Here is a 19,349-nt window from a genome sequence, read left to right as displayed (position 1 = left end):
CGCCGTTGCGTCTATACCCAGGACGCCCCTGTTCCGCTCGCCGCGCCGGCGGCGAAACCGGCGCGTCGCCATCGCCCGACCGATCGCCCAGCCCGCAGGACCGGCCCCGCCGGACGGCGCCGAACCGTCGTCCGGACGCCGCCGCATTGCCATCGCGATGTAACCTGCCCGCCAAACTAGGCGATCGCGCCGACGGCGCCGATCGCGCGCGCAACGCCGCCGAAATCGCAGCGCGCGTCGCAAGTTACCGTCCCGATTGGAGCATTCCGGCCGACCGTGCACATCCGGCCGACAACGCCGGGTCCACAATGCCGCCCGTCCCGTGTCATGGACGCGTCATAAAACGGTAGTGTACTGGCGCGGTTTCAGGGAAGAACCCCTACCCCGCCTCCCCTCGGTGACCGTGTGCAGAAGCGCATCCTGATAGTCGAAGACGAACCCGCCATCCGCGACATGGTGTCCTTTGCCCTGCGCAAGGGCGAATACGATCCCGTCCACGCCGGCGACGCCCGCGAAGCCCAGGCCGCGATCGCCGATCGCGTGCCGGACCTGATCCTGCTGGACTGGATGCTCCCGGGCACCAGCGGTCTGGAGCTGGCCCGGCGCTGGCGCAAGGAATCGCTGACGCGTGAGATTCCGATCATCATGCTGACCGCGCGCGGCGAAGAGAACGACCGCGTCGGCGGCCTGGAAGCCGGCGTCGACGACTACGTCGTCAAGCCGTTCTCGGCGCGCGAGCTGCTGGCCCGCATCCGCGCCGTGCTGCGCCGTTCGCGCGAGGACGACGAAGACGGCAGCGTCGGCGTCGGCCCGCTGCGCATCGACGGCGCCGCCCACCGGGTGTTCGCCCAGGTCGACGGCGGCGACCAGCCGGTCCAGATCGGCCCGACCGAATACCGCCTGCTGCACTTCTTCATGACCCACCCCGAACGCGTGTATTCGCGCACCCAGCTGCTCGACCATGTCTGGGGCGGCAGCGTGTACGTGGAGGAGCGCACCGTCGACGTGCACATCCGCCGCCTGCGCAAGACGCTGGAGCCGCACCGGCTCGACGGCATGGTCCAGACCGTGCGCGGAGCGGGCTACCGCTTCTCCGCCTCGCTCGCCGCGTAAGCTGGAGGTATGCCGCCCCGCGCGCGCTCCGCCTGGTTCCGCACCCTCGGTCAGCTCGCGCTGATCCTGGTCGGCGCCGCCGTACTCGGCATCCTGGTCGGCTATCCCTGGCCGATCGTCACCGCCGCCGCGATCGGCGTGGTCGCCTGGCACTACTGGCGGCTGCGCCGGGTGCTGATCCGGCTGACCGCGCGCCAACGCCTGACCCCGCCGCTGGGCGAAGGCATCTGGAACGAACTCGACCGGCTGCTGCACCGCAGCCAGGCCGAGATGCGCGGGCGCAAGCGCCGGCTGATCGAAATGCTGCGCGCCTACCGCGCCGCCGCGGCGGCGATGCCCGACGCGATCGTGGTGGTGGAGCGCAACAGCCAGCGCATCCAGTGGTTCAACGAAGCCGCCACCGGCCTGTTCGGGCTGCGTTACCCGCGCGACATCGGCGCGCCGGTGGTCGACCGCCTGCAACCGCTGCAGCTCTCGCACTGGCTCGCCTCCGGCCGCAACGCCGAGCCGCTGGAAGCGGCCTCGCCGTGGAATCCGGCGGTGACCCTGAGCCTGCGCCTGATCCCGTACTCGGAAAACCTGTGGCTGCTGGTCGCCCGCGACGTCAGCCGCGTGCTCCAGCTCGAACAGATGCGCCGCGACTTCGTCGCCAACGTCTCGCACGAGCTGCGCACGCCGCTGACCGTGGTCCACGGCTACCTGGACATGCTCGACCCGGAGGAACACCCGGACTGGGCGCCGATGCTGGCCGAGATGCAGCGCCAGTCGCAGCGCATGACCCAACTGGTCGAGGACCTGCTGACGCTGTCGCGGCTGGAATCGCAGGACAGCCTGCCGGCCGAGGAGACCGTGTCGATGTCCTCGATGATGGCCACGCTCAAGCGCGAGGCCAATGCGCTGAGCCAGGGGCGGCACGAGATCGCGATGGACGACCTCGCCGGGGTCGACCTGTTCGGCTCGAATAAGGAACTGCACAGCGCGTTCTCGAACCTGGTCAGCAACGCGATCCGCTACACCCCGGCCGGCGGCACCATCCGCATCCGCTTCCGCCCCGAAAGCGCCGGCATCGCCCGCGGCTGCGTGCTGGAAGTCGTCGACAGCGGCTACGGCATCCCGGCCGCCCACCTGCCGCGCATCACCGAACGCTTCTACCGCGTCTCCACCAGCCGTTCGCGCGAGAGCGGCGGCACGGGCCTCGGGCTGTCGATCGTCAAGCACGTGCTGCACCTGCACCAGGCGCGGCTGGAGATCGCCAGCGAAGTCGGCCGCGGCAGCACCTTCGCCTGCCACTTCATCCCCGAACGCATGCGCCGCCGCGACCAGTACGGCGCCGATACCCTTCTTCCCGACGCATTGCCCTGACCGGGCGAAGCGCAACCCAGGATGCAACGCAGCGCCATGAACGCGATGACCGAACCCTCGCTCGACACCGATCCGCTGCGCGACGCCTCGCTGTACTTCAACCGCGAACTGTCGCAGCTGGACTTCAACTTCCGGGTCCTGGCCCAGGCCCAGGACCCGCAGGTGCCGCTGCTGGAACGGCTGAAGTACCTGTGCATCTCCTGCACCAACCTCGACGAGTTCTTCGAGATCCGCGCCGGCACCCTGCGCCACGCCCAGGACCTGGGCTTGGCCCCCGGCCCGGACGGGCTGGCGCCGCAGACCGTGCTGTCGCGCATCCACGACCGCGCCGCCGAGCTGGTCAAGGCCCAGTACGAGTGCTGGAACGACGTCCTGCGCCCGGCGCTGCAGGAAAACGGCGTGCGCGTGCTCGGCCGCAATTCCTGGAACGCGCGCCAGACCCGCTGGCTGCGCGCCTACTTCCGCGACGAGATCATGCCGGTGCTGTCGCCGTTGGGCCTGGACCCGGCGCACCCGTTCCCGAAGATCCTCAACAAGTCGCTCAACATCGTGGTCGTGCTCAAGGGCAAGGACGCGTTCGGCCGCGCCGGCAACCTCGCCATCGTGCGCGCGCCGCGCTCGCTGCCGCGCATCATCCAGATGCCGGAGAACGTCTCCGGCGGCCAGCACGACTTCGTGTTCCTGTCCTCGGTGCTGTCGGCCTTCGTCGACGAGCTGTTCCCGGGCATGGAGGTCAAGGGCGCGTACCAGTTCCGCGTCACCCGCAACTCCGAGCTGTTGGTCGACGAGGAAGAGGTCGACAACATCGCCCTGGCCCTGCGCGACGAGCTGGTCGGCCGCGGCTACCTGCGCGCGGTGCGGCTGGAGATCGCCGAACAGTGCCCCAAGCCGATCGTGCGCACCTTGCTGGAGAACTTCGACCTGCCGGAGAACGCGGTCTACCGCATCAACGGCCCGGTCAACCTCAACCGCGTCATCCAGGTGTACGACCTGGTCCAGCGCCCGGAACTGAAGTTCCCGCCGTATCAGCAGCGCGTGGCGCCGGGCGTGGAGACCATCTTCGACACCGTCGCCGACGGCGACATGCTGCTGCACCACCCCTTCGACTCGTTCGCGCCGGTGCTGGAGCTGATCCGCCAGGCCGCCGAAGACCCGAACGTGCTGGCGATCAAGCAGACCCTGTACCGCGCCGGCAAGGACTCGCCGATCGTCGAGCAGCTGATCCAGGCCGCGCGCAACGGCAAGGACGTGACCGTGGTGGTCGAGCTGCGCGCGCGTTTCGACGAGGAGGCCAACCTGGGCCTGGCCGACCGCCTGCAGGAGGCCGGCGTGCAGGTGGTGTACGGCGTGGTCGGCTACAAGACCCACGCCAAGATGCTGCTGATCGTCCGCCGCGAGGGCCGCAAGCTCAAGCGCTACGTGCACCTGGGCACCGGCAACTACCACAGCGGCACCGCCCGCGCCTACACCGACTTCGGCCTGATCACCGCCGACCCGGACATCGGCAACGACGTCCACCTGATCTTCCAGCAGCTCTCGGGCCTGGCGCCGTCGCTGAAGCTCAAGTGCCTGCTGCAGTCGCCGTTCACCCTGCACGCCGGCGTGCTCAAGCGCATCGACCGCGAGACCAAGCACGCGAAGGCCGGCAAGCCCGCGCGCATCGTCGCCAAGATGAACGCCTTGAACGAGCCGCAGGTGATCCGCGCGCTGTACCAGGCCTCGCAGGCCGGGGTGCAGATCGACCTGATCGTGCGCGGCGCCTGCACCCTGCGCCCGGGCGTGGACGGCGTGTCCGACAACATCCGGGTGCGCTCGATCGTCGGCCGCTTCCTGGAGCACCACCGCGTCTACTGGTTCGCCAACGACGGCGCCCCGGACCTGTTCTGCTCCAGCGCCGACTGGCTGGAACGCAACCTGCTGCGCCGGGTCGAGACCGGCTTCCCGATCCTGGATTCGGACCTGCGCGGCCGGGTCTACGAGGAGGCGCTGGCCAACTACCTGGCCGACAACCTCAACGCCTGGGCCCTGCAGGCCGACGGCAGCTACCAGCGCGTGCTGCCGGCCGACGGCGCCATGCCGCACTCGGCCCAGGCGACTTTGTTGGCTAAGTTGTGCGGATGACCCAAACTCCCGCGCATGGATAACGTATTCCCGACCAGCCGCCTGCCGCTGGAAGACGGCGACCTGCTCGCCGCGGTCGACATGGGCTCCAACAGCTTCCACATGGTGGTGGCGCGCTACGTGCTCGGGCAGCTGCGCACCGTCGACCGGCTGCGCGAGACCGTGCGCATGGCCGAGGGCCTGGACCGCAAGGGCGGGCTCGCCCCCGAGGTGCGCCAGCGCGCGCTGGAGTGCCTGTCGCGTTTCGGCCAGCGCATCCGCGACGTGCCGCCGCAGAGGGTGCGCGCGATCGCCACCAACACCGTGCGCCGGCTGGCCGCGCCGCAGGCGTTCCTGATGCCGGCCGAATCGGCCCTGGGCCACGCCATCGAAGTGGTCTCCGGCCGCGAAGAGGCGCGCCTGATCTACCTCGGCGTCGCCCACGCCCAGCCGTCCAAGCCCGACGAACGCCGGCTGGTGATCGACATCGGCGGCGGCTCGACCGAGTGCATCGTCGGTTCCGGCTTCGAGGCGATCGAGCGCGAGAGCCTGCAGGTCGGCTGCATCGCCACCACCCGCCGCTTCTTCGACAACGGCAAGCTGTCGAAGAAGAAATGGCGCGACGCGCTCAACGAGGTCTCGGCCGAGTTCCAGCAGTTCGCCGGCACCTACCGCAGCCTGGGCTGGCACGAGGCGCTGGGGTCGTCGGGCACCAACAAGGCCATCGGCGAGATCTGCGCGGCGATGAAGCTGACCAAGGGCGCGGTCACCGCCGAGGCCCTGCCGGCGCTGCGCGACAAGCTGCTGCAGGCCGACCGGATCGAGGCCATCGACCTGCCCGGCCTGTCCTCCGACCGCCGCCCGGTGATCGCCGGCGGCATCTTGATCCTGGAAGCCGCCTTCAACGTGCTCGGCCTGCAGCGCATGGCCATCAGCAAGGCGGCGATGCGCGAAGGCGTGCTCTACGACATGCTCGGCCGCGGCGGCGCCGACGACCCGCGCGATGCCGCCGTCGCCTCGCTGGTCAAGCGCTACGGCATCGACGAGCCGCAGTCGCGGCGGGTCGAGGCGACCTTGCTGCGCCTGTTCGACCAGGTCGCCAAGGCCTGGAACCTCGACGCCGACGACCGCCTGATGCTGCTGCGCGCCGCGCGCCTGCACGAGCTGGGCCTGGCGATCGCGCACAGCCAGTACCACGTGCACAGCTCCTACGTGATCGAGAACTCGGACATCTCCGGCTTCTCGCGCCAGCAGCAGCAGTTCCTCGCCGCGCTGGTGCGCACCCACCGCCGCAGCATCCCCAAGACCGCCTTCGACGCCCTGCCCGACCGCCTGCTGTCGGCGGTGCGGCGCAGCTCGGCGCTGCTGCGCCTGGCGGTGCTGCTGCACCGCGCGCACGAATCCGACCCGATCCCGCAGCTCGACGCCCACGCCGACGGCAACACCCTCACCCTGACCGTATCGCGGCGCTGGCTGGACTCGCGCCCGCTGGTGCGCGCGGACCTGGAGGGCGAGCCGCAGGACATGGCGGGGCTGGGGATTTCGCTGAAACTGCTGGCGGCCTGATCGCGGCCCGCTGCGCCGGCGCGGCGCTCAGCCGTCGCCGCGCGCCGCCAGCAGTTCGACCATCTTCTCGCGCATCAGGTACTTCTGCGGCTTGCCGCTGATGGTCATCGGCAGCGCGTCGACGAACTCGATGTAGCGCGGGATCTTGTAGTGGGCGATGCGGCCCTGGCAGAACCCGCGCACCGCGTCGGCATCGAGCGCGGCGCCGTCGGCCAGGCGGATCCAGGCGCAGACTTCCTCGCCGAATTTCTCGTCCGGCACGCCGAACACCTGCACGTCGGCGATGGCCGGGTGGACGTAGAGGAATTCCTCGATCTCGCGCGGGTACACGTTCTCGCCGCCGCGGATCAGCATGTCCTTCAGCCGGCCGACGATGCGGCAATAGCCCTCGGCGTCGATCGTGGCCTGGTCGCCGGTGTGCATCCAGCCGTCGGCGTCGACGGCTTCGGCGCTGCGCCCGGGATCGCCCCAGTAGCCCTGCATCACCGAATAGCCGCGGGTCAGCAGTTCGCCGATGCCGCCGCGCGGCACGGTGTCGCCGTCCTCGTCGACGATGCGCACTTCCACGTGCGGGTGGACCCGGCCGACCGAATCCACGCGCCGCTCCAGCGGGTCGTCCGGCACCGTCTGGAAGCTGACCGGGCTGGTCTCGGTCATGCCGTAGGCGATGGTCACCTGCTGCATGTGCATGCGCCCGACCACCTGTTTCATCACCTCGACCGGGCAGTTGGCGCCGGCCATGATGCCGGTGCGCAGGCTGGACAGGTCGAACTCGCCGAACTGCGGGTGCTGCAGTTGCGCGATGAACATGGTCGGCACGCCGTGCAGGCCGGTGCAGCGCTCGGCGGCGACCGTGCGCAGGGTCGCCAGCGGGTCGAAGCCTTCGCCGGGAATCACCATGCACGCGCCGTGGGTGACGCAGGCCAGGTTGCCCAGGACCATGCCGAAGCAGTGGTAGAACGGCACCGGGATGCACAGCCGGTCGTGCTCGCTCAGGCGCATCGCCTCGCCGACGAAGAAGCCGTTGTTGACGATGTTGCGGTGGGTCAGGGTCGCGCCCTTGGGCGCGCCGGTGGTGCCGGAGGTGAACTGGATGTTGATCGCGTCGTCCGGCGACAGCTGCGCGCTCACCTCGGCCAGGCGCGCGTGCGCGGCCGGGTCGGCGCAGGCGGCGACCGCATCGAAGGCGTGCGCGCCGGCGGGCGGCGCGTCCGCGCCCATGACCAGCACGTGGCGCAGGTCCGGCAGGCGCCGCGCGCGCAGCAGGCCGGGCGCGTGGCGGCCCAGTTCCGGCGCCAGTTCACGCAGCATCGCCAGGTAGTGCGAGGTCTTGAACGCGGGCACGATCGCCAGCGCGCGGCAGCCGACCAGGTTGAGCGCGAATTCCAGTTCGTGGGTGCGGTAGGCCGGGTTGATGTTGACCAAGACCAGCCCGGCGCGGGCGCTGGCGAACTGCAGCAGCACCCATTCGGCGCGGTTGAGCGACCACACGCCGATGCGGTCGCCGGGCGCCAGGCCGAGTTGGAGCAGGCCGGCGCCGAGCCGGCTCACCGCGGCGTCGAACGCGCGCCAGTCCAGGCGCACGCCCTGCGGCGGCACCACCAGCGCCTCGCGTTCGGGCCACTGCGCGGCGATGCGCGCGAGCATCGCGCCGATGGTCTCGTCGAGCAGCGCCGGCGCCTGAGCGCCGACGACATGGCTGAGGGCGGGATCGGGGGCGATGCGGTTCGGGCTCATGCGCCGAGCATAGCCGCTGGCGTCGCCGCGCCGGCGCGGCGGCGTCCGCGCGCGAACGGCGAATCCGTGACCGCGACGGCGAACGCGCACGAGGTTGCGGCAGCTCGGGTTCGCGCAGGCGTGGGCCAGGACGCCGGCTCTGGCGAGGTCCGACGCGGCGCCTGGCCCCGGCGAAAACACCGATCCAGCGCGCGACTGCGCGATGCGATGGCGTGGCCGGCCGCCCTCCACGTCCGCATGCGTCCCGGCGCGTCGGTCTCGCCCGGACGCCGGGCCTCGTGGCGGCTTACTCAAAGCAAGCTCCACACCCCTCTATTGATGTATTAAACATCTATTGATATGTTCAGAACATCCAACTCATCGCCCCATTGGCACCGCCGCCGGCCCACTCCGCGAGGCCGGGGCCAGGCGCGCCGACGGCCATGCAACGACAAGAACGAGGGCAACGGTGGGCATACAACTGCCGCGGTGGGTGTGGGTCGGCGGCGGCGTGCTGGCCTGCGTGGCCGGCATGGTCAACGTCGCCGGCGTGCTCGGCTTCGAACACCAGGCGCTGACCCACCTCACCGGGACCGCCACGCTGCTCGGCGCCGCGGCCTCCGCGGGCCGGCCGCGGGCGGCGCTGCAACTGTTCGGCGTGATCGCCGCCTATGTCGCCGGCGCGATGCTGAGCGGGGCCATCGTCCAGGGCCGTTCCCTGCGCCTGGGCCGACGCTACGGCGTAGTGCTGTCGATCGAGTCGGCGCTGCTGTTCGCGGCCGTGCCGCTGCTGCGCCACCAGCCGATGCTCGGCGGCTGCGTGGCGGCGATGGCGATGGGGCTGCAGAACGCGATGGCCACGACCTTCAGCGGCTCGGTCCTGCGCACCACCCACCTGACCGGCATGTTCACCGACCTGGGCATCGGCCTGGGCCATGCGCTGCGCGGCCAGGACGTGCCGCGCCGGCGGATCCTGCTGAGCGCGCTGGTGATCTGCGGGTTCCTGGCCGGGGCGCTGCTGGGCGCGCTGCTGTACCGGCATTGGGGCAGCGCCATGCTGTACCTGCCGGCCGCGCTGACCGGCGCGGCCGGCGGTGGCTACGCGCTCTACCGCCAGTTGCGCCCGTTTTCCGACTGAGCGGCCGCGCGCAACGCAGCGGCACGGCTCACTCCGGCGCGCCGGGCGGCGACTTCAGGCGCACGCCGCGGCCGGTGCCGTAACTGGGCATGTTCTCGCCGATCAGCTCCACGCCCGCCGCGTCGAGCGCGTTGATGATCTTGGTCAGGGTGTCGACCACGCCGCGCACGTTGCCCTGGCTGGCTTCCATGCGCTGGATCGTCGGCAGCGACACGCCGGCCTTCTCGGCCAGGGTCTTCTGGTCCATGCCGACCAAGGCGCGGGCGGCGCGCAGCTGGCTGGCCGTGATCACGATCGCGGCTCCGTGGCCGGTGGGGAAACGACGCAGGCGGCGCGAGCGCAGGAACAGGAGGTCATCGGGGTGTGCGGCAGCGGCGGTAGGCGGGGCTGCGCATCATCGCCAATTGCGTAGCGTTCGGCACCCGCCCCTGTTGCGCTTGTTTTTACTACATCCATATTGATGTGTAAAACATCTGTTGCTAGGCTTTTTCGATCCACAACGGCCGCTCCCGTCGCTCGCGACGGGGCCGCCGTGTCGCCCGCGTCCGCGCACGCCGGCGCCGCTTCCCGTCCAGGAGTTCGAGATGATCGTGAAAGACAGCAATGGCATCCCGCTCGCCGACGGCGACTCGGTGTTGGTGATCAAGGACCTCAAGGTCAAGGGCACCTCGGTGACGCTCAAGCGCGGCACCTTGTGCAAGAACATCCGCCTGACCGACGACGAGGAACTGATCGAGTGCAACGTCGAGAAGGTCAAGGGCCTGGTCCTGCGCACCGAGTTCTTGAAGAAAGCCTGAGTGCTTGAGAAGCCGCCGCCGGCCGCAGACAATCCGCGCGCCGCGACCGCGGCCGCGAGGGAGCACCGATGACGCGCGACGACCCGGAACTGGCAGCGCTGCGCGCGCGCATTCCTTCGTTCGGCTGCCGGCCGGGCTGCCACGACTGCTGCGGGCCGGTGACGGCCTCGGCGCAGGAAATGGCGCGGCTGCCGTTCAAGCCCGAGGCCGAGCGCGACGCCGCGCTGGCCGCCTGGAGTTGCCCGCACCTGGGCCCGCAGGGTTGCCAGGCCTACGAGGAGCGGCCGCTGATCTGCCGGTTGTTCGGCACCACCCCGCGGCTGCGCTGCCCCAACGGCTGCGGGCCCGAGGCGATGATCGACGAAGCGGCCGAGAACGCGGTCCACGCCTATCTGCGGCGGACCCGGCAAGTGCTGGTCTGAATCCTCCGGTTCGCCGCGCCCGCGGCGGGCGCGCGAACGCGCCTCAGCCCGCCGGCTCGGCGGCCGCGGCGCTGCGCTTGGCCGCCTCGGCGCGCAGCTGGGTCGCCCGCACCAGCACCGGCGGCGGGCTGATCTCCTCGGGAATGCGGAAGATGCCGATCCGGCGCAGGAACTGCCCCGGCCCGCGCGCGGAGGTGAAGGCCACCACCGGGATCGACACGATCAAGCCCAGGATCACCGGCGACATCCACGCCGCCAGCGGCGGCGAGATCGCATAGGCCATCGCGCCGATCAACACGCCGAACAAGGTCAGCCCGCCGTAGCTGCGGATCAGGCCCGACAGCGGCAGGCTGCCGTCGTCGCGGCGCTGCGATTCCCAGCCCGAGTCCTTGCCCGACAGCACTTCGGCCACGCCGCGCGATTGCAGGTACATGGTCACCGGCGCCATCAGCGCGGCCAGCAGGGTCTCGAAGATCATGCTGAAGAAGGCGCGGATCGCGCCGCCGCAGCCGCGCCGGGTCTCGCGATCGGTCAGCAGCGCCAGGTAGGCCATGAACTTGGGCGCCAGCAGCACCGCCATGGTCGCGACGAACACCCACAGCACCCGGTCCGGGTCCTGGTCGCGCCAGTAGGCGCTGGGCGAGAAGCCCGGCAGGCGGATGCTCTGCCAGCTGAAGTAATCGACCTTGTCGAGCGGGATCACCAGGCCGATCAGCATCAGCATCGCCCACATCGGCGCGGTGAAGTAATGGCCGATGCCGATCATCAGGTGCATGCGGCTGATCCAATGCAGGCCGCGCGCCGGCAGCACCGCGGTGTGCTGCAGGTTGCCCTGGCACCAGCGGCGGTCGCGCACCAGCATGTCGGTCAACGACGGCGGGCCTTCCTCGTAGCTGCCGACCAGGCCCGGGACCATGTGCAGCGCCCAGCCGCCGCGGCGCATCAGCGCGGCCTCGACGAAGTCGTGGCTGAGCACGGTGCCGCCGAAGGGCTTGCGCCCGCGCAGCTCCGGCAGGCCGGCGTGCTCGGCGAAGGCGCGGGTGCGGATGATCGCGTTGTGGCCCCAGTAGTTGCTCTCCGCGCCGTGCCACCAGGCGATGCCGTAGGCGATCACCGGGCCGTACACGCGGCCGGCGAACTGCTGCATGCGCGCGAACAGGGTCTGGCCGTTGACGATCATCGGCAGGGTCTGGATCAGCGCTACGTCCGGATGGCGCTGCATCGCCCCGGACAGCTTCACGATCACCTCGCCGGTCATCAGGCTGTCGGCGTCGAGGATCAGCATCTGCGGATAGGCGGCGCCGAAGCGGCGCACCCATTCGGCGATGTTGCCGGCCTTGCGCTCGGCGTTGTTCTTGCGCCGGCGGTAGAAGATCCGCGCATGCCCGCCGGTGCGTTCGCGCAAGGCGTTGAACGCGCGGATCTCGGCCTGGCGGATCGGTTCCTTGGTGGTGTCGCTGAGGATGAAGAAGTCGAACTTGTCGAGCTGGCCGGTGGCCGCGACCGATTCGTAGATCGCCTGCAGGCCGGCCATCAGCCGCTCGGGGTCTTCGTTGTAGGTCGGCGCCAGCAGCGCGGTGCGCTCGTCCAGCGACGGCAGCTCGCCGCCCTGCTTCAGGCCCAGCCGCCAGCGCCGCCGCGACAGGATCAGCACGAAGCCGGCCAGCGAACTGGTGAAGGCCAGCGCGATCCACGCGAACAGGAACAGGAACAGCCCCAGCAAGGCGCCTTCCAGGATGTTGAGCCCGCCGACGTAGAGCACGCGCAGGATGTGGTACGCCGCGACCAGGGTCAGCAGCGCGGCGCCGCCGATCACGTACAGGCGGCGCAGGGCCATGCCGCGCGGCGCGGTCGGCAGCGGTTTGGGCGACAGCCCGCCGGTCTTGAGCGACTGCACCGGCATCGCCATCGGCGATTCGGGCGGCAGGGCTTCGTAGGGCACGGAGGCGGCGGGACGGTGCGGCGGTGCGGCAGTTGCGTTCATGCGGTCCAACGATAAAGCCAGGTTTCGGAAACGGGGCCGGACGCGTCCTCCATGACCGCGCGCAGTTCGACCGCGCGCGCGTCCCCGGGTTGAAGTTCGAACGACAGGCGCCAGGCGCCGCTGCCGTCGATGGCGCGCGCGCTGGCGTTGGCGATCTGGCCGGCCGAGGCCCAGACCACCGCGCGCATCGCGGTGTCGCGCGCGAGCGTGGGCAGGCGGCCGCCGTCGAAGTCGAGCACGATCAGGCGCGCGCCGCGGCCGCCGGCGCCGATGCGGGTGCGCGACACCGTAGCCAGTCCGGGCGTCCAGGCATGTTTCGCGCACCAGTGCAGGCGGTAGTCGAAGCGGTGCTCGCGCCCGGCCGCCAGCGGCGCGCGCGGACGCCAGAACGCGACGATGTTGTCGTGGTATTCGTCGCCGGTCGGGATCTCGATCAGGTGCACCGCGCCCTCGCCCCAGTCGCCGGTCGGCTCCACCCACAGGCTCGGGCGGCGCTCGTAATGGGCTTCGCTGTCGGCGTAGTCGGCGAACGCGCGCTTGCGCTGCATCAGCCCGAACGCGCGCGGGCGGCGGTCCTGGAACGCGCTTTCCTGCACGCGCTTGGGGTTGTGCAGCGGCCGCCAGATCTGCTCGCCGGCGCCGTTGAACAGGGCCAGGCCGTCGGAGTCGTGCACGGCCGGGCGGAAGTCGTCGACGCCGCGGCGGTCGGTGTCGTCGAAGTGGTACATGCTGGTCAGCGGCGCGATGCCGGCGCGCTCCAGGGTCGTGCGCGGATACAGGCGCAGCGTGGTGTCGAACACGGTGTCGGCGCCCGGGGTGATGACGAAACGCATCGCGCCGGCGGTGCTGGCGCTGTCGAGCAGCGCGTGCACGACGATGGATGGCGCGTCCTTCGCCGGCCGCTCGATCCAGAACGACACGAACGCCGGGAACTCTTCGCGGTCGCCGACGCCGGTGTCGAGCGCCAGCCCGCGCGCGGACAGGCCGTACAGCAGGTCGCGCGCGACGGCGCGGAAATAGCTGGCGCCGAGAAACGCGCAGACCTCGTCGAAATAATCCTTGCGGTTGATCGGCGCGTGCACGCGGAAACCGGCGAAACCCACATCGGCGCCCTGGGGCGGGCGCGGCGCCTGGCCGAAGTCGAACAGCTCGCTGCGGTATGCCACCGCGGTGGCGAGGCCGGCGTCGACCAGGTTCAGTTCGACCCGCTGCTTGAACAGGAACGCGCGGTGGAACAGCTGCAGCTCGAACGGCAGGCCGTCGTTCTTCCACACCGCCTGCGCCGGATCGAAGCGGATGTCGCGCCAGCGGTCGTAGTCGACCTGGGCCAGGCCGGCCGGCAGATCGGCCGAGGGCGCGCGATACGGCTTGGCCGCGAGCGCGCGCGCCAGCGCCGGCACGGTGTCGGCGTCGAAGGCCTGCGCCGGTCCTGCCGCCGCGGCCCAGGCCGGCCACGCGCCGCCCGCGGCCCAGGCCGCCAGCGGCAGGCCCAGTCCGGCCTTGATCAATTCGCGTCGGTGCAAGCAGCGCTCCCCTGGAAGTGGCGGCGGCGGATCAGATAAACGGGGCGATTGTAGGGACAGGCTTGTTAACGATCCGGAAGGCGCGCGTTCGCGCAAACGATTGACGGATCGGGACAAAACCGGTGCCTACGCGATGTTTCGTGACGCCGCCCGGATGAAAACGGTTCCGGAAAACGGTTACCCAGGTGCGGTCACGCACGCGTCATGCCCCGGCAACCGCAGGGACACGGCGCACGCCCAGGCTTGCGCAAACCGGAGCCTGCGCCATGCGCTACGCGATCGTCACCGAGACCTATCCGCCGGAGATCAACGGCGTCGCCCTGACCGTGCAAGGTCTGGAGCGGGGTCTGCGCGCCCGCGGCCATGAGGTCGAGGTGGTGCGCCCGCGCCAGGCCGCCGACGGCGGCGGCGGCGACGGCGCCGATCACGAACTGCTGGTGCGCGGCCTGCCGTTGCCGCGCTACCCCGGCCTGCGCTTCGGCCTGCCCTGCGCCGCGCGCCTGCGCCGGGCTTGGAGCGGCCGCCGACCCGATGCGATCTACGTCGCCACCGAAGGCCCGCTCGGCGGCTCGGCGCTGAAGGCCGCGCGCGCGCTCGGCATCCCCGCCGCGACCGGCTTCCACACCCGCTTCGACGAATACATGCGCGACTACGGCGCGCCGTTCCTGGTCGGCGCCGCGCTGGCGTGGATGCGCCGCTTCCACAACGGCGCCGACGCCACCCTGGTGCCGACCCGCGAACTGGCCGAGTTCCTGCGCGCGCGCGGCTTCGAGGACGTGGTGCGGCTGCCGCGCGCGGTCGATACCGCGCTGTTCGATCCCTCGCGGCGCATGCAGTCGCTGCGCGACGCCTGGGGCGCGCAGGCCGATACGCTGGTGGCGATCTACGTCGGCCGGATCGCGCCGGAGAAGAACCTCGACCTGGCCGTGCGCGCGTTCCGCGCGCTGCAGCAGCGCCGGCCGCAGGCGCGCTTCGTCTGGGTCGGCGACGGCCCGGCGCGCGAGAAGCTGCAGCGCGACAACCCCGATTTCGTGTTCTGCGGCATCCAGCGCGGCGAGACCCTGGCCGCACACTTCGCCAGCGGCGACTTGTTCCTGTTCCCCAGCCTCAGCGAAACCTTCGGCAACGTCACCCTGGAAGCGATGGCCAGCGGCGTGCCGACGGTGGCCTTCGACTACGGCGCCGCGCACGAGCACCTGCGCGACGGCGAGCACGGCGCGGCGGTGGCCAACGGCGACGACGCCGGCTTCATCGACGCGGCCGTGCGCATCGCCGGCGACGACGCCGCGCGCGCGCGCATGGCCCGCGCCGGCCGCGAAGCCATCGGCGGCCTGCGCCCGCAGCAGGTCGCCGCCGATTTCGACGCGGTGCTGCACGGCCTGGCCGAACGCAACACCCGCGGCACGCGCAAGCGGCTGCCGCACGATGCCCGATCCGACAACAAGCCCGAGCAGGAGGTCGTATGAACCGGTTGCCTTTGCGCAAACGTCTGATCGCCGGCGAATCCGGCTGGTGCCTGCGCGCCAATCGCCTCGGCCAGCGCAGCGGCTCGCGCGCGTACTTCGCCGCGATCAGCCGGCTCGGCGACGGCGTGTTCTGGTATGTGCTGATGGCGGTGCTGGTGCTCGCCGACGGCTACGACGGCCTGCGCGCGTCCGTGCACCTGGCCGCGACCGGCGTGATCGCGCTGGCGCTGTACAAGGCGCTCAAGCGCTGGACCCGGCGCCCGCGCCCGTTCGCCTCCGACCAGCGCATCCATGCCTGGGTCGCGCCGCTGGACGAGTTCAGCTTCCCGTCCGGGCACACCCTGCACGCGGTCGCCTTCAGCCTGGTGGCGATGGCGCACTACCCGGCGCTGGGCTGGATTCTGGTGCCGTTCACCGCCTCGGTGGCGGCGTCGCGGGTGGTGCTGGGCCTGCACTATCCCAGCGATGTGCTGGCGGCGACGGTGATCGGCTCGACCCTGGCGGGGATCTCGCTGTGGCTGGTGCCCGGGGTGACGTTGTTCGGTTGAGGCCGGGCGGGCGGCGGTTGCGCCGCCGTCGGGATGTCGCGGTTTGCGCCGTGCGCGCAGGCGGGCCTTGGCGGTTGCGTCGTGGATGAAACTTCGCGGTCGCGGCTTGCGCCGCTCCTGCAGGTAGGCCATGGCGGTTGCGTCGTGGCTGAAAATTCGCGGTCGCGGCTTGCGCCGCTCCTACAGGTAGGCCTTGGCGGTTGCGTCGTGGGTGAAACTCGCGGTGGCGGTTTGCGCCGCTCCTGCATGGGCTACCTGTAGGAGCGGCGCGAGCCGCGACCGCCATCGCGCGGGCTCGCCGCGCCGCTTAGGTTTGCGTGCCCCACTCGGCCCGCTGGGCGCGCGCGATCGCCGGTTTCCACTGCCCCGCCCAGTCGCGGTCGTTGGCGACCTGGGCGCGTTCGCGGCTGGCGTCGAGCGCGGCGAAGTCGAGGTCGGCGAAGGCCCAGCGCTGGGCGCCGCGGGTTGCCGCCAGCACGCCGTCGGCCGGCAGGCCCGCATCCATCGGCGCGTACACCGCGGCTTCGCCGGTGTTGGTGTCCAGCGCCGGGCTCCACAGCGCTTCGCCGGCGGTCACCGCCTGGGCGACGAAGGCGCGGTTCTCCAGCGCGCGCGCCAGGCAGCCCACGCGCACGCGGGTGGCGCCGGCTTGGGTGTCGGTGCAGCTCGGCGCGAGCAGCAGCCGCGCGCCGGCCTCGCATTGCGCGCGCACCGGCAGCGGGAATTCGATGTCGTAGCAGACCGCGATGGCGGCGCGCTGGCCGGCCACGTCGAAGGTCTTGAGTGCATCGCCCGGCTCGATCACCCCGGCCTGTTTCTCGAACCCGGTCAGTTGCAGCTTGTCCTGCCACAGCCGCCCGCCGTCGGGCGCGAAGGCGTAGCTGCGGTTGCGGTACCGCCCGCGGCCGTCGCAGTCGTACAGGAAGCTGCCGGCGACGACGTGCAGGCGCAGCTCGCGCGCGAGCAGGCCGAACAGCGCCAGCCAGGCGCCGTGGTACTGCTGGATCGCCACCAGCGAGGCGTGCAGGTCGCCCTGGGTGGCCGCGCCGAAGGTCGCGCCCAGTTCCAGCGCCAGGTATTCGGGCAGCACCGCCAGCTGCGCGCCGCCGGCGCGGGCCTGGTTCAGCCACTGCGCCTGTTTGTCGGCGAATTCGGCGAAGTCGCGCGGCGCGCCGATGGCGTACTTGGCCACCGCGATCCGGATCGTCGAGTCGCTCATCGCGCGCGCTCCAGCGGCCGCAGCCAGAAACTCAGGGAATGCTCGCGTTCGCCGCGGCCGACTTCGTTCCACGGCAGTTTCGCCACCAGCTCGGGCCGATGGGTGTAGCCGCGTTTCTTCCAGAAGGCCTCGTTGCCGCGATGGAACGGCGGCCGGCGCGGGTCGCCGGGCTCGCGCTCGACCGCGCATAAGCTGGTCCAGCGGAAATCGCCGAGCGAGCGCGCATGCGCCTCGCGCGCGTCGAAGAATCGATGGCCGACGCCGAGGCCGCGGTATTCGGGCAACAGCACCGATTCGCCGCAATAGAACACGTGTCCGGGCTGGACCAGGTGGCCGTCGAAGGCGGCGCGGATCTCGGCCATCTCGTCGTTCAGCGGCAGGCCGGTGGAGGCGCCGACGATGCGGTCGCCGTCGAAGGCCAGCACCGCCACGCCGCGCCAGGAATCGCGGTAGACCTGCAGGTACTTGGCCTCGTAGGCGGCGTCGCCGTCGTAGAGGTAGGGCCACTCGCGGAACACCGCGATGCGCAGCGCGGCGATCGCGTTCAGGTACGGCGCGATCTCGGCGCCGGTGTAGCTGCGGATCGTGGGCATGGCCTTCTTCATCCGGGCATCTTAGTGAAAGCGCGGGCCGGGCGCGGCCAGGGCCGCGGGGTCCGCAAAAAAACGGCGGCGGGCCCGCGGGCCCCACCGCCGTCGTCGCCGTCCCTGGCGCTGCCGTCCTTGGTGCCGCCTTCCGTGGCGCCGCCGTCCTTGGCATCGCCCTCCCTGCCATCGCCGTCCCTGGCGTCGCCATCCTCGGCACTACCCTGCTTGGCGTCGCCTTTCCCAGGCGTCGTCTTCCTTGATCCTGCCTTCCTTGACCCAGCCTTCCTCGACGTTGCTTTGCCTGCATCGCCTTGCATGGCGCGCAGCGGCCGTCAGCGTCGCCGCGTCACGGCGCCGCGTCGCGCTGCGGCAGCGGCGGCGGCGCGGCGGCCTCGCGGCGCTTGGGCGCGCTGGCGCCGAGCTGGTACCAGTCAACCTTGCGGGTGATCACCATGATCGCGGCCAGGATCGCGAACAGCAGGCCGGCGCCGAGCACCAGTGCGTTGTCCTCGGAGATCAGCAGGCCGTACAGCGCGCCGTACAGGGTCACCAGCATCGCGCCGAAGCCCAGCGCGCGCGGCAGGCTGCGCAGCACCGCGCTCAGGTAGAACACCAGCAGGCCGATGCAGGCGACGCTGGCGATCAGGTACGACAGGCCGAACTCGATGTGCTCGCTCAGGCTCACCAGCAGCAGGAAGAAGATCGCCAGCGCCAGGCCGACCAGGCCGTACTGGATCGGGTGGATGCGCAGTTGCTTGATCAGCTCGAACATGAAGAAGCCGACGAAGGTCAGCAGCACGAACAACAGGCCGTACTTGGTCGCGCGGTCGGCCTGCGAGTAGACGTTGACCGGGTCCTTGAGGGTGACCTGGATCGCGTTGATCTCGCTGCCGATCTCCGCCGCCGCCTCGGGGCCTTCGTCGCCGCGGCCGGACAGGCCGACCGTCGGCAGCGCCGCGCCGGCCAGGTACTGGCGCTGGGCGTTGGTCGCCACCGACGAGACCCGCCAGTCGGCGCGGAAACCGTCGTTGCCGATGCTGTCCGAGCTCGGCGGGAAGCTGCCGCCGTAGTTCGGGTGCGGCCACTTGGAATGCAGCGAGAAGCGGTTGTCCTTGCCCAGCGGCACCAGCGCCAGCGATTCGGTGCCGCCCAGGGTGAACTCCAGTTCGGTCTGCACCTTCAGCTGGGTCGCCGCCGCCGGCGCGCCGAGCCGGGCGTGGATGCCGCCGCCGTCGCGCGCGCCGAGCCCGTCCTCGACCGCCGCGTCCAGCCCGTCCAGGCGCAGCTTGGGATCGCGCAGGCCGCGCACGTCGGCGAAGGCGTAGCTGATCCAGGGCTTGCCGATGGTGCGGGCGATGCCGTTGACGGTCATGCCCGGCTCGGCCACCGGATTGGCCGGGATGTTGGCGACGAAACCGGCCTTGGCCTTGCCCTGCCATTCGTACACCAGCACCTTGTACAGGCCGAGCCGGCGCTCGCGCGGGACCAGTTCGCCCTCGACTTCCAGCTTGCCCGGGAAGTAGGTCCAGCGGCCCTGCTCGCGATGGGCGACGCGCTTGACCACGCCCTTCTCGTCCTTCTCCTCGCTGATCCAGGTGTCCTCGTAGGGCACGATCAGCGCCGGGCCGGAGAACGCCTGCGCGCCGGCGTAGCTGCGCGCCACCGTCGCCACGGCCTGGGCCCGATAGCCCTGCCGCTCGTCGATGACGCCGCCGATCATCAGCAGCGGCACCAGGATCGCCAGGGTCAGCCCCAGCACCATCAGCATCTTCAACCACACCCGCATGTCGTACTCCTTGTCCGCGACG

General features: G+C 70.9%; 15 protein-coding genes and 1 pseudogene. 9 read left to right on the top strand and 7 right to left on the bottom strand.

The features are described 5' to 3' along the window. Positions 1-405: 405 nt before the first annotated feature. The 4 genes from phoB to ppx are packed head-to-tail and all read left to right on the top strand — an operon-like array spanning position 406 to position 6,141. A complete protein-coding gene (gene phoB, locus BLV01_RS06455) occupies positions 406-1,113 on the top strand; it encodes a phosphate regulon transcriptional regulator PhoB (RefSeq protein WP_057946945.1) in 708 nt (235 codons plus the stop codon). 9 nt (positions 1,114-1,122) lie between these two features. After that, positions 1,123-2,475, top strand: a complete 1,353-nt coding sequence (gene phoR, locus BLV01_RS06450; RefSeq protein WP_091795586.1) for a phosphate regulon sensor histidine kinase PhoR — start codon at positions 1,123-1,125, stop codon at positions 2,473-2,475. A 21-nt stretch (positions 2,476-2,496) separates the two neighbouring features. Beyond that, positions 2,497-4,596 (top strand): polyphosphate kinase 1, encoded by a 2,100-nt coding sequence (ppk1, locus tag BLV01_RS06445; RefSeq protein WP_091795584.1) that lies wholly within the window; start codon positions 2,497-2,499, stop codon positions 4,594-4,596. 15 nt (positions 4,597-4,611) lie between these two features. Further along, the gene (ppx, locus tag BLV01_RS06440; protein WP_091795582.1) at positions 4,612-6,141 is read left to right on the top strand and encodes an exopolyphosphatase; all 1,530 of its coding nucleotides are present in this window, start codon (positions 4,612-4,614) and stop codon (positions 6,139-6,141) included. A gap of 27 nt (positions 6,142-6,168) precedes the next feature. Here the strand turns inward: ppx and BLV01_RS06435 are convergent, their stop codons facing one another. Next, a complete protein-coding gene (locus tag BLV01_RS06435) occupies positions 6,169-7,878 on the bottom strand; it encodes an AMP-binding protein (RefSeq protein WP_091795579.1) in 1,710 nt (569 codons plus the stop codon). 448 nt (positions 7,879-8,326) lie between these two features. Here BLV01_RS06435 and BLV01_RS06430 point away from each other — a divergent pair, with 448 nt between their 5' ends. Next, complete coding sequence (locus BLV01_RS06430; protein ID WP_091795576.1) at positions 8,327-8,995, top strand: YoaK family protein; 669 nt, start codon at positions 8,327-8,329, stop codon at positions 8,993-8,995. Positions 8,996-9,023: 28 nt separating this feature from the next. Here the strand turns inward: BLV01_RS06430 and BLV01_RS06425 are convergent, their stop codons facing one another. Further along, entirely contained in the window at positions 9,024-9,287 is a 264-nt protein-coding gene (locus BLV01_RS06425; RefSeq protein WP_091795573.1) for a helix-turn-helix domain-containing protein, read from the bottom strand. 295 nt (positions 9,288-9,582) lie between these two features. Here BLV01_RS06425 and BLV01_RS06420 point away from each other — a divergent pair. Then, positions 9,583-9,792, top strand: a pseudogene (locus BLV01_RS06420) (alkylphosphonate utilization protein); the annotation flags it as partial. A gap of 68 nt (positions 9,793-9,860) precedes the next feature. Further along, positions 9,861-10,214: a YkgJ family cysteine cluster protein gene (locus tag BLV01_RS06415; RefSeq protein WP_091795567.1), complete on the top strand. Its 354-nt coding sequence runs from the start codon at positions 9,861-9,863 to the stop codon at positions 10,212-10,214. A gap of 43 nt (positions 10,215-10,257) precedes the next feature. On the opposite strand, the gene mdoH is transcribed toward BLV01_RS06415, so the two are convergent. Further along, the gene (mdoH, locus tag BLV01_RS06410) at positions 10,258-12,198 is read right to left on the bottom strand and encodes a glucans biosynthesis glucosyltransferase MdoH (protein WP_091795564.1); all 1,941 of its coding nucleotides are present in this window, start codon (positions 12,196-12,198) and stop codon (positions 10,258-10,260) included. Continuing rightward, positions 12,195-13,721, bottom strand: a complete 1,527-nt coding sequence (locus BLV01_RS06405) for an OpgD/OpgG family glucan biosynthesis protein (protein ID WP_091795561.1) — start codon at positions 13,719-13,721, stop codon at positions 12,195-12,197. The genes mdoH and BLV01_RS06405 overlap by 4 nt, the downstream gene beginning before the upstream one ends. 266 nt (positions 13,722-13,987) lie before the next feature. On the opposite strand from BLV01_RS06405, the gene BLV01_RS06400 reads away from it, so the two are divergent. Both BLV01_RS06400 and BLV01_RS06395 read left to right on the top strand, forming a co-directional pair. Next, on the top strand, positions 13,988-15,187 hold the full coding sequence (locus BLV01_RS06400; RefSeq protein WP_091795558.1) for a glycosyltransferase family 4 protein: 1,200 nt from the start codon (positions 13,988-13,990) through the stop codon (positions 15,185-15,187). Beyond that, complete coding sequence (locus tag BLV01_RS06395) at positions 15,184-15,735, top strand: phosphatase PAP2 family protein (RefSeq protein WP_091795555.1); 552 nt, start codon at positions 15,184-15,186, stop codon at positions 15,733-15,735. The genes BLV01_RS06400 and BLV01_RS06395 overlap by 4 nt, the downstream gene beginning before the upstream one ends. A 307-nt stretch (positions 15,736-16,042) precedes the next feature. Here BLV01_RS06395 and BLV01_RS06390 read toward each other — a convergent pair whose 3' ends face one another. The 3 genes from BLV01_RS06390 to creD form a co-directional block, all read right to left on the bottom strand. After that, positions 16,043-16,939, bottom strand: coding sequence for a carbon-nitrogen hydrolase family protein (locus BLV01_RS06390; protein ID WP_091795901.1), 897 nt, complete (start codon positions 16,937-16,939; stop codon positions 16,043-16,045). Between the two features lie 11 nt (positions 16,940-16,950). Continuing rightward, positions 16,951-17,547, bottom strand: coding sequence for a GNAT family N-acetyltransferase (locus tag BLV01_RS06385; protein WP_091795899.1), 597 nt, complete (start codon positions 17,545-17,547; stop codon positions 16,951-16,953). A 340-nt stretch (positions 17,548-17,887) separates the two neighbouring features. Beyond that, entirely contained in the window at positions 17,888-19,327 is a 1,440-nt protein-coding gene (gene creD / locus BLV01_RS06380) for a cell envelope integrity protein CreD (protein WP_091795552.1), read from the bottom strand. Between the last annotated feature and the right edge of the window lie 22 nt (positions 19,328-19,349).

Origin of the sequence: Lysobacter sp. yr284 (genome assembly GCF_900107375.1) — a bacterium.
In the GTDB taxonomy this organism is placed as follows: Bacteria; Pseudomonadota; Gammaproteobacteria; order Xanthomonadales; family Xanthomonadaceae; genus Lysobacter.
The sequence above is the reverse complement of the archived record's forward strand: the minus strand, read 5'-3'. Positions and strand labels throughout refer to the sequence as shown.

Bases quoted from the DNA above. Each gene is read 5' to 3' on its own strand.
- BLV01_RS06435 (WP_091795579.1), bottom strand. From the start codon at position 7,878: ATGAGCCCGAACCGCATCGCCCCCGATCCCGCCCTCAGCCATGTCGTC.
- ppk1 (WP_091795584.1), top strand. From the start codon at position 2,497: ATGCAACGCAGCGCCATGAACGCGATGACCGAACCCTCGCTCGACACC.
- BLV01_RS06395 (WP_091795555.1), top strand. From the start codon at position 15,184: ATGAACCGGTTGCCTTTGCGCAAACGTCTGATCGCCGGCGAATCCGGC.
- BLV01_RS06415 (WP_091795567.1), top strand. From the start codon at position 9,861: ATGACGCGCGACGACCCGGAACTGGCAGCGCTGCGCGCGCGCATTCCT.
- BLV01_RS06400 (WP_091795558.1), top strand. From the start codon at position 13,988: ATGCGCTACGCGATCGTCACCGAGACCTATCCGCCGGAGATCAACGGC.
- creD (WP_091795552.1), bottom strand. From the start codon at position 19,327: ATGCGGGTGTGGTTGAAGATGCTGATGGTGCTGGGGCTGACCCTGGCG.
- ppx (WP_091795582.1), top strand. From the start codon at position 4,612: ATGGATAACGTATTCCCGACCAGCCGCCTGCCGCTGGAAGACGGCGAC.
- mdoH (WP_091795564.1), bottom strand. From the start codon at position 12,198: ATGAACGCAACTGCCGCACCGCCGCACCGTCCCGCCGCCTCCGTGCCC.
- phoR (WP_091795586.1), top strand. From the start codon at position 1,123: ATGCCGCCCCGCGCGCGCTCCGCCTGGTTCCGCACCCTCGGTCAGCTC.
- BLV01_RS06385 (WP_091795899.1), bottom strand. From the start codon at position 17,547: ATGCCCACGATCCGCAGCTACACCGGCGCCGAGATCGCGCCGTACCTG.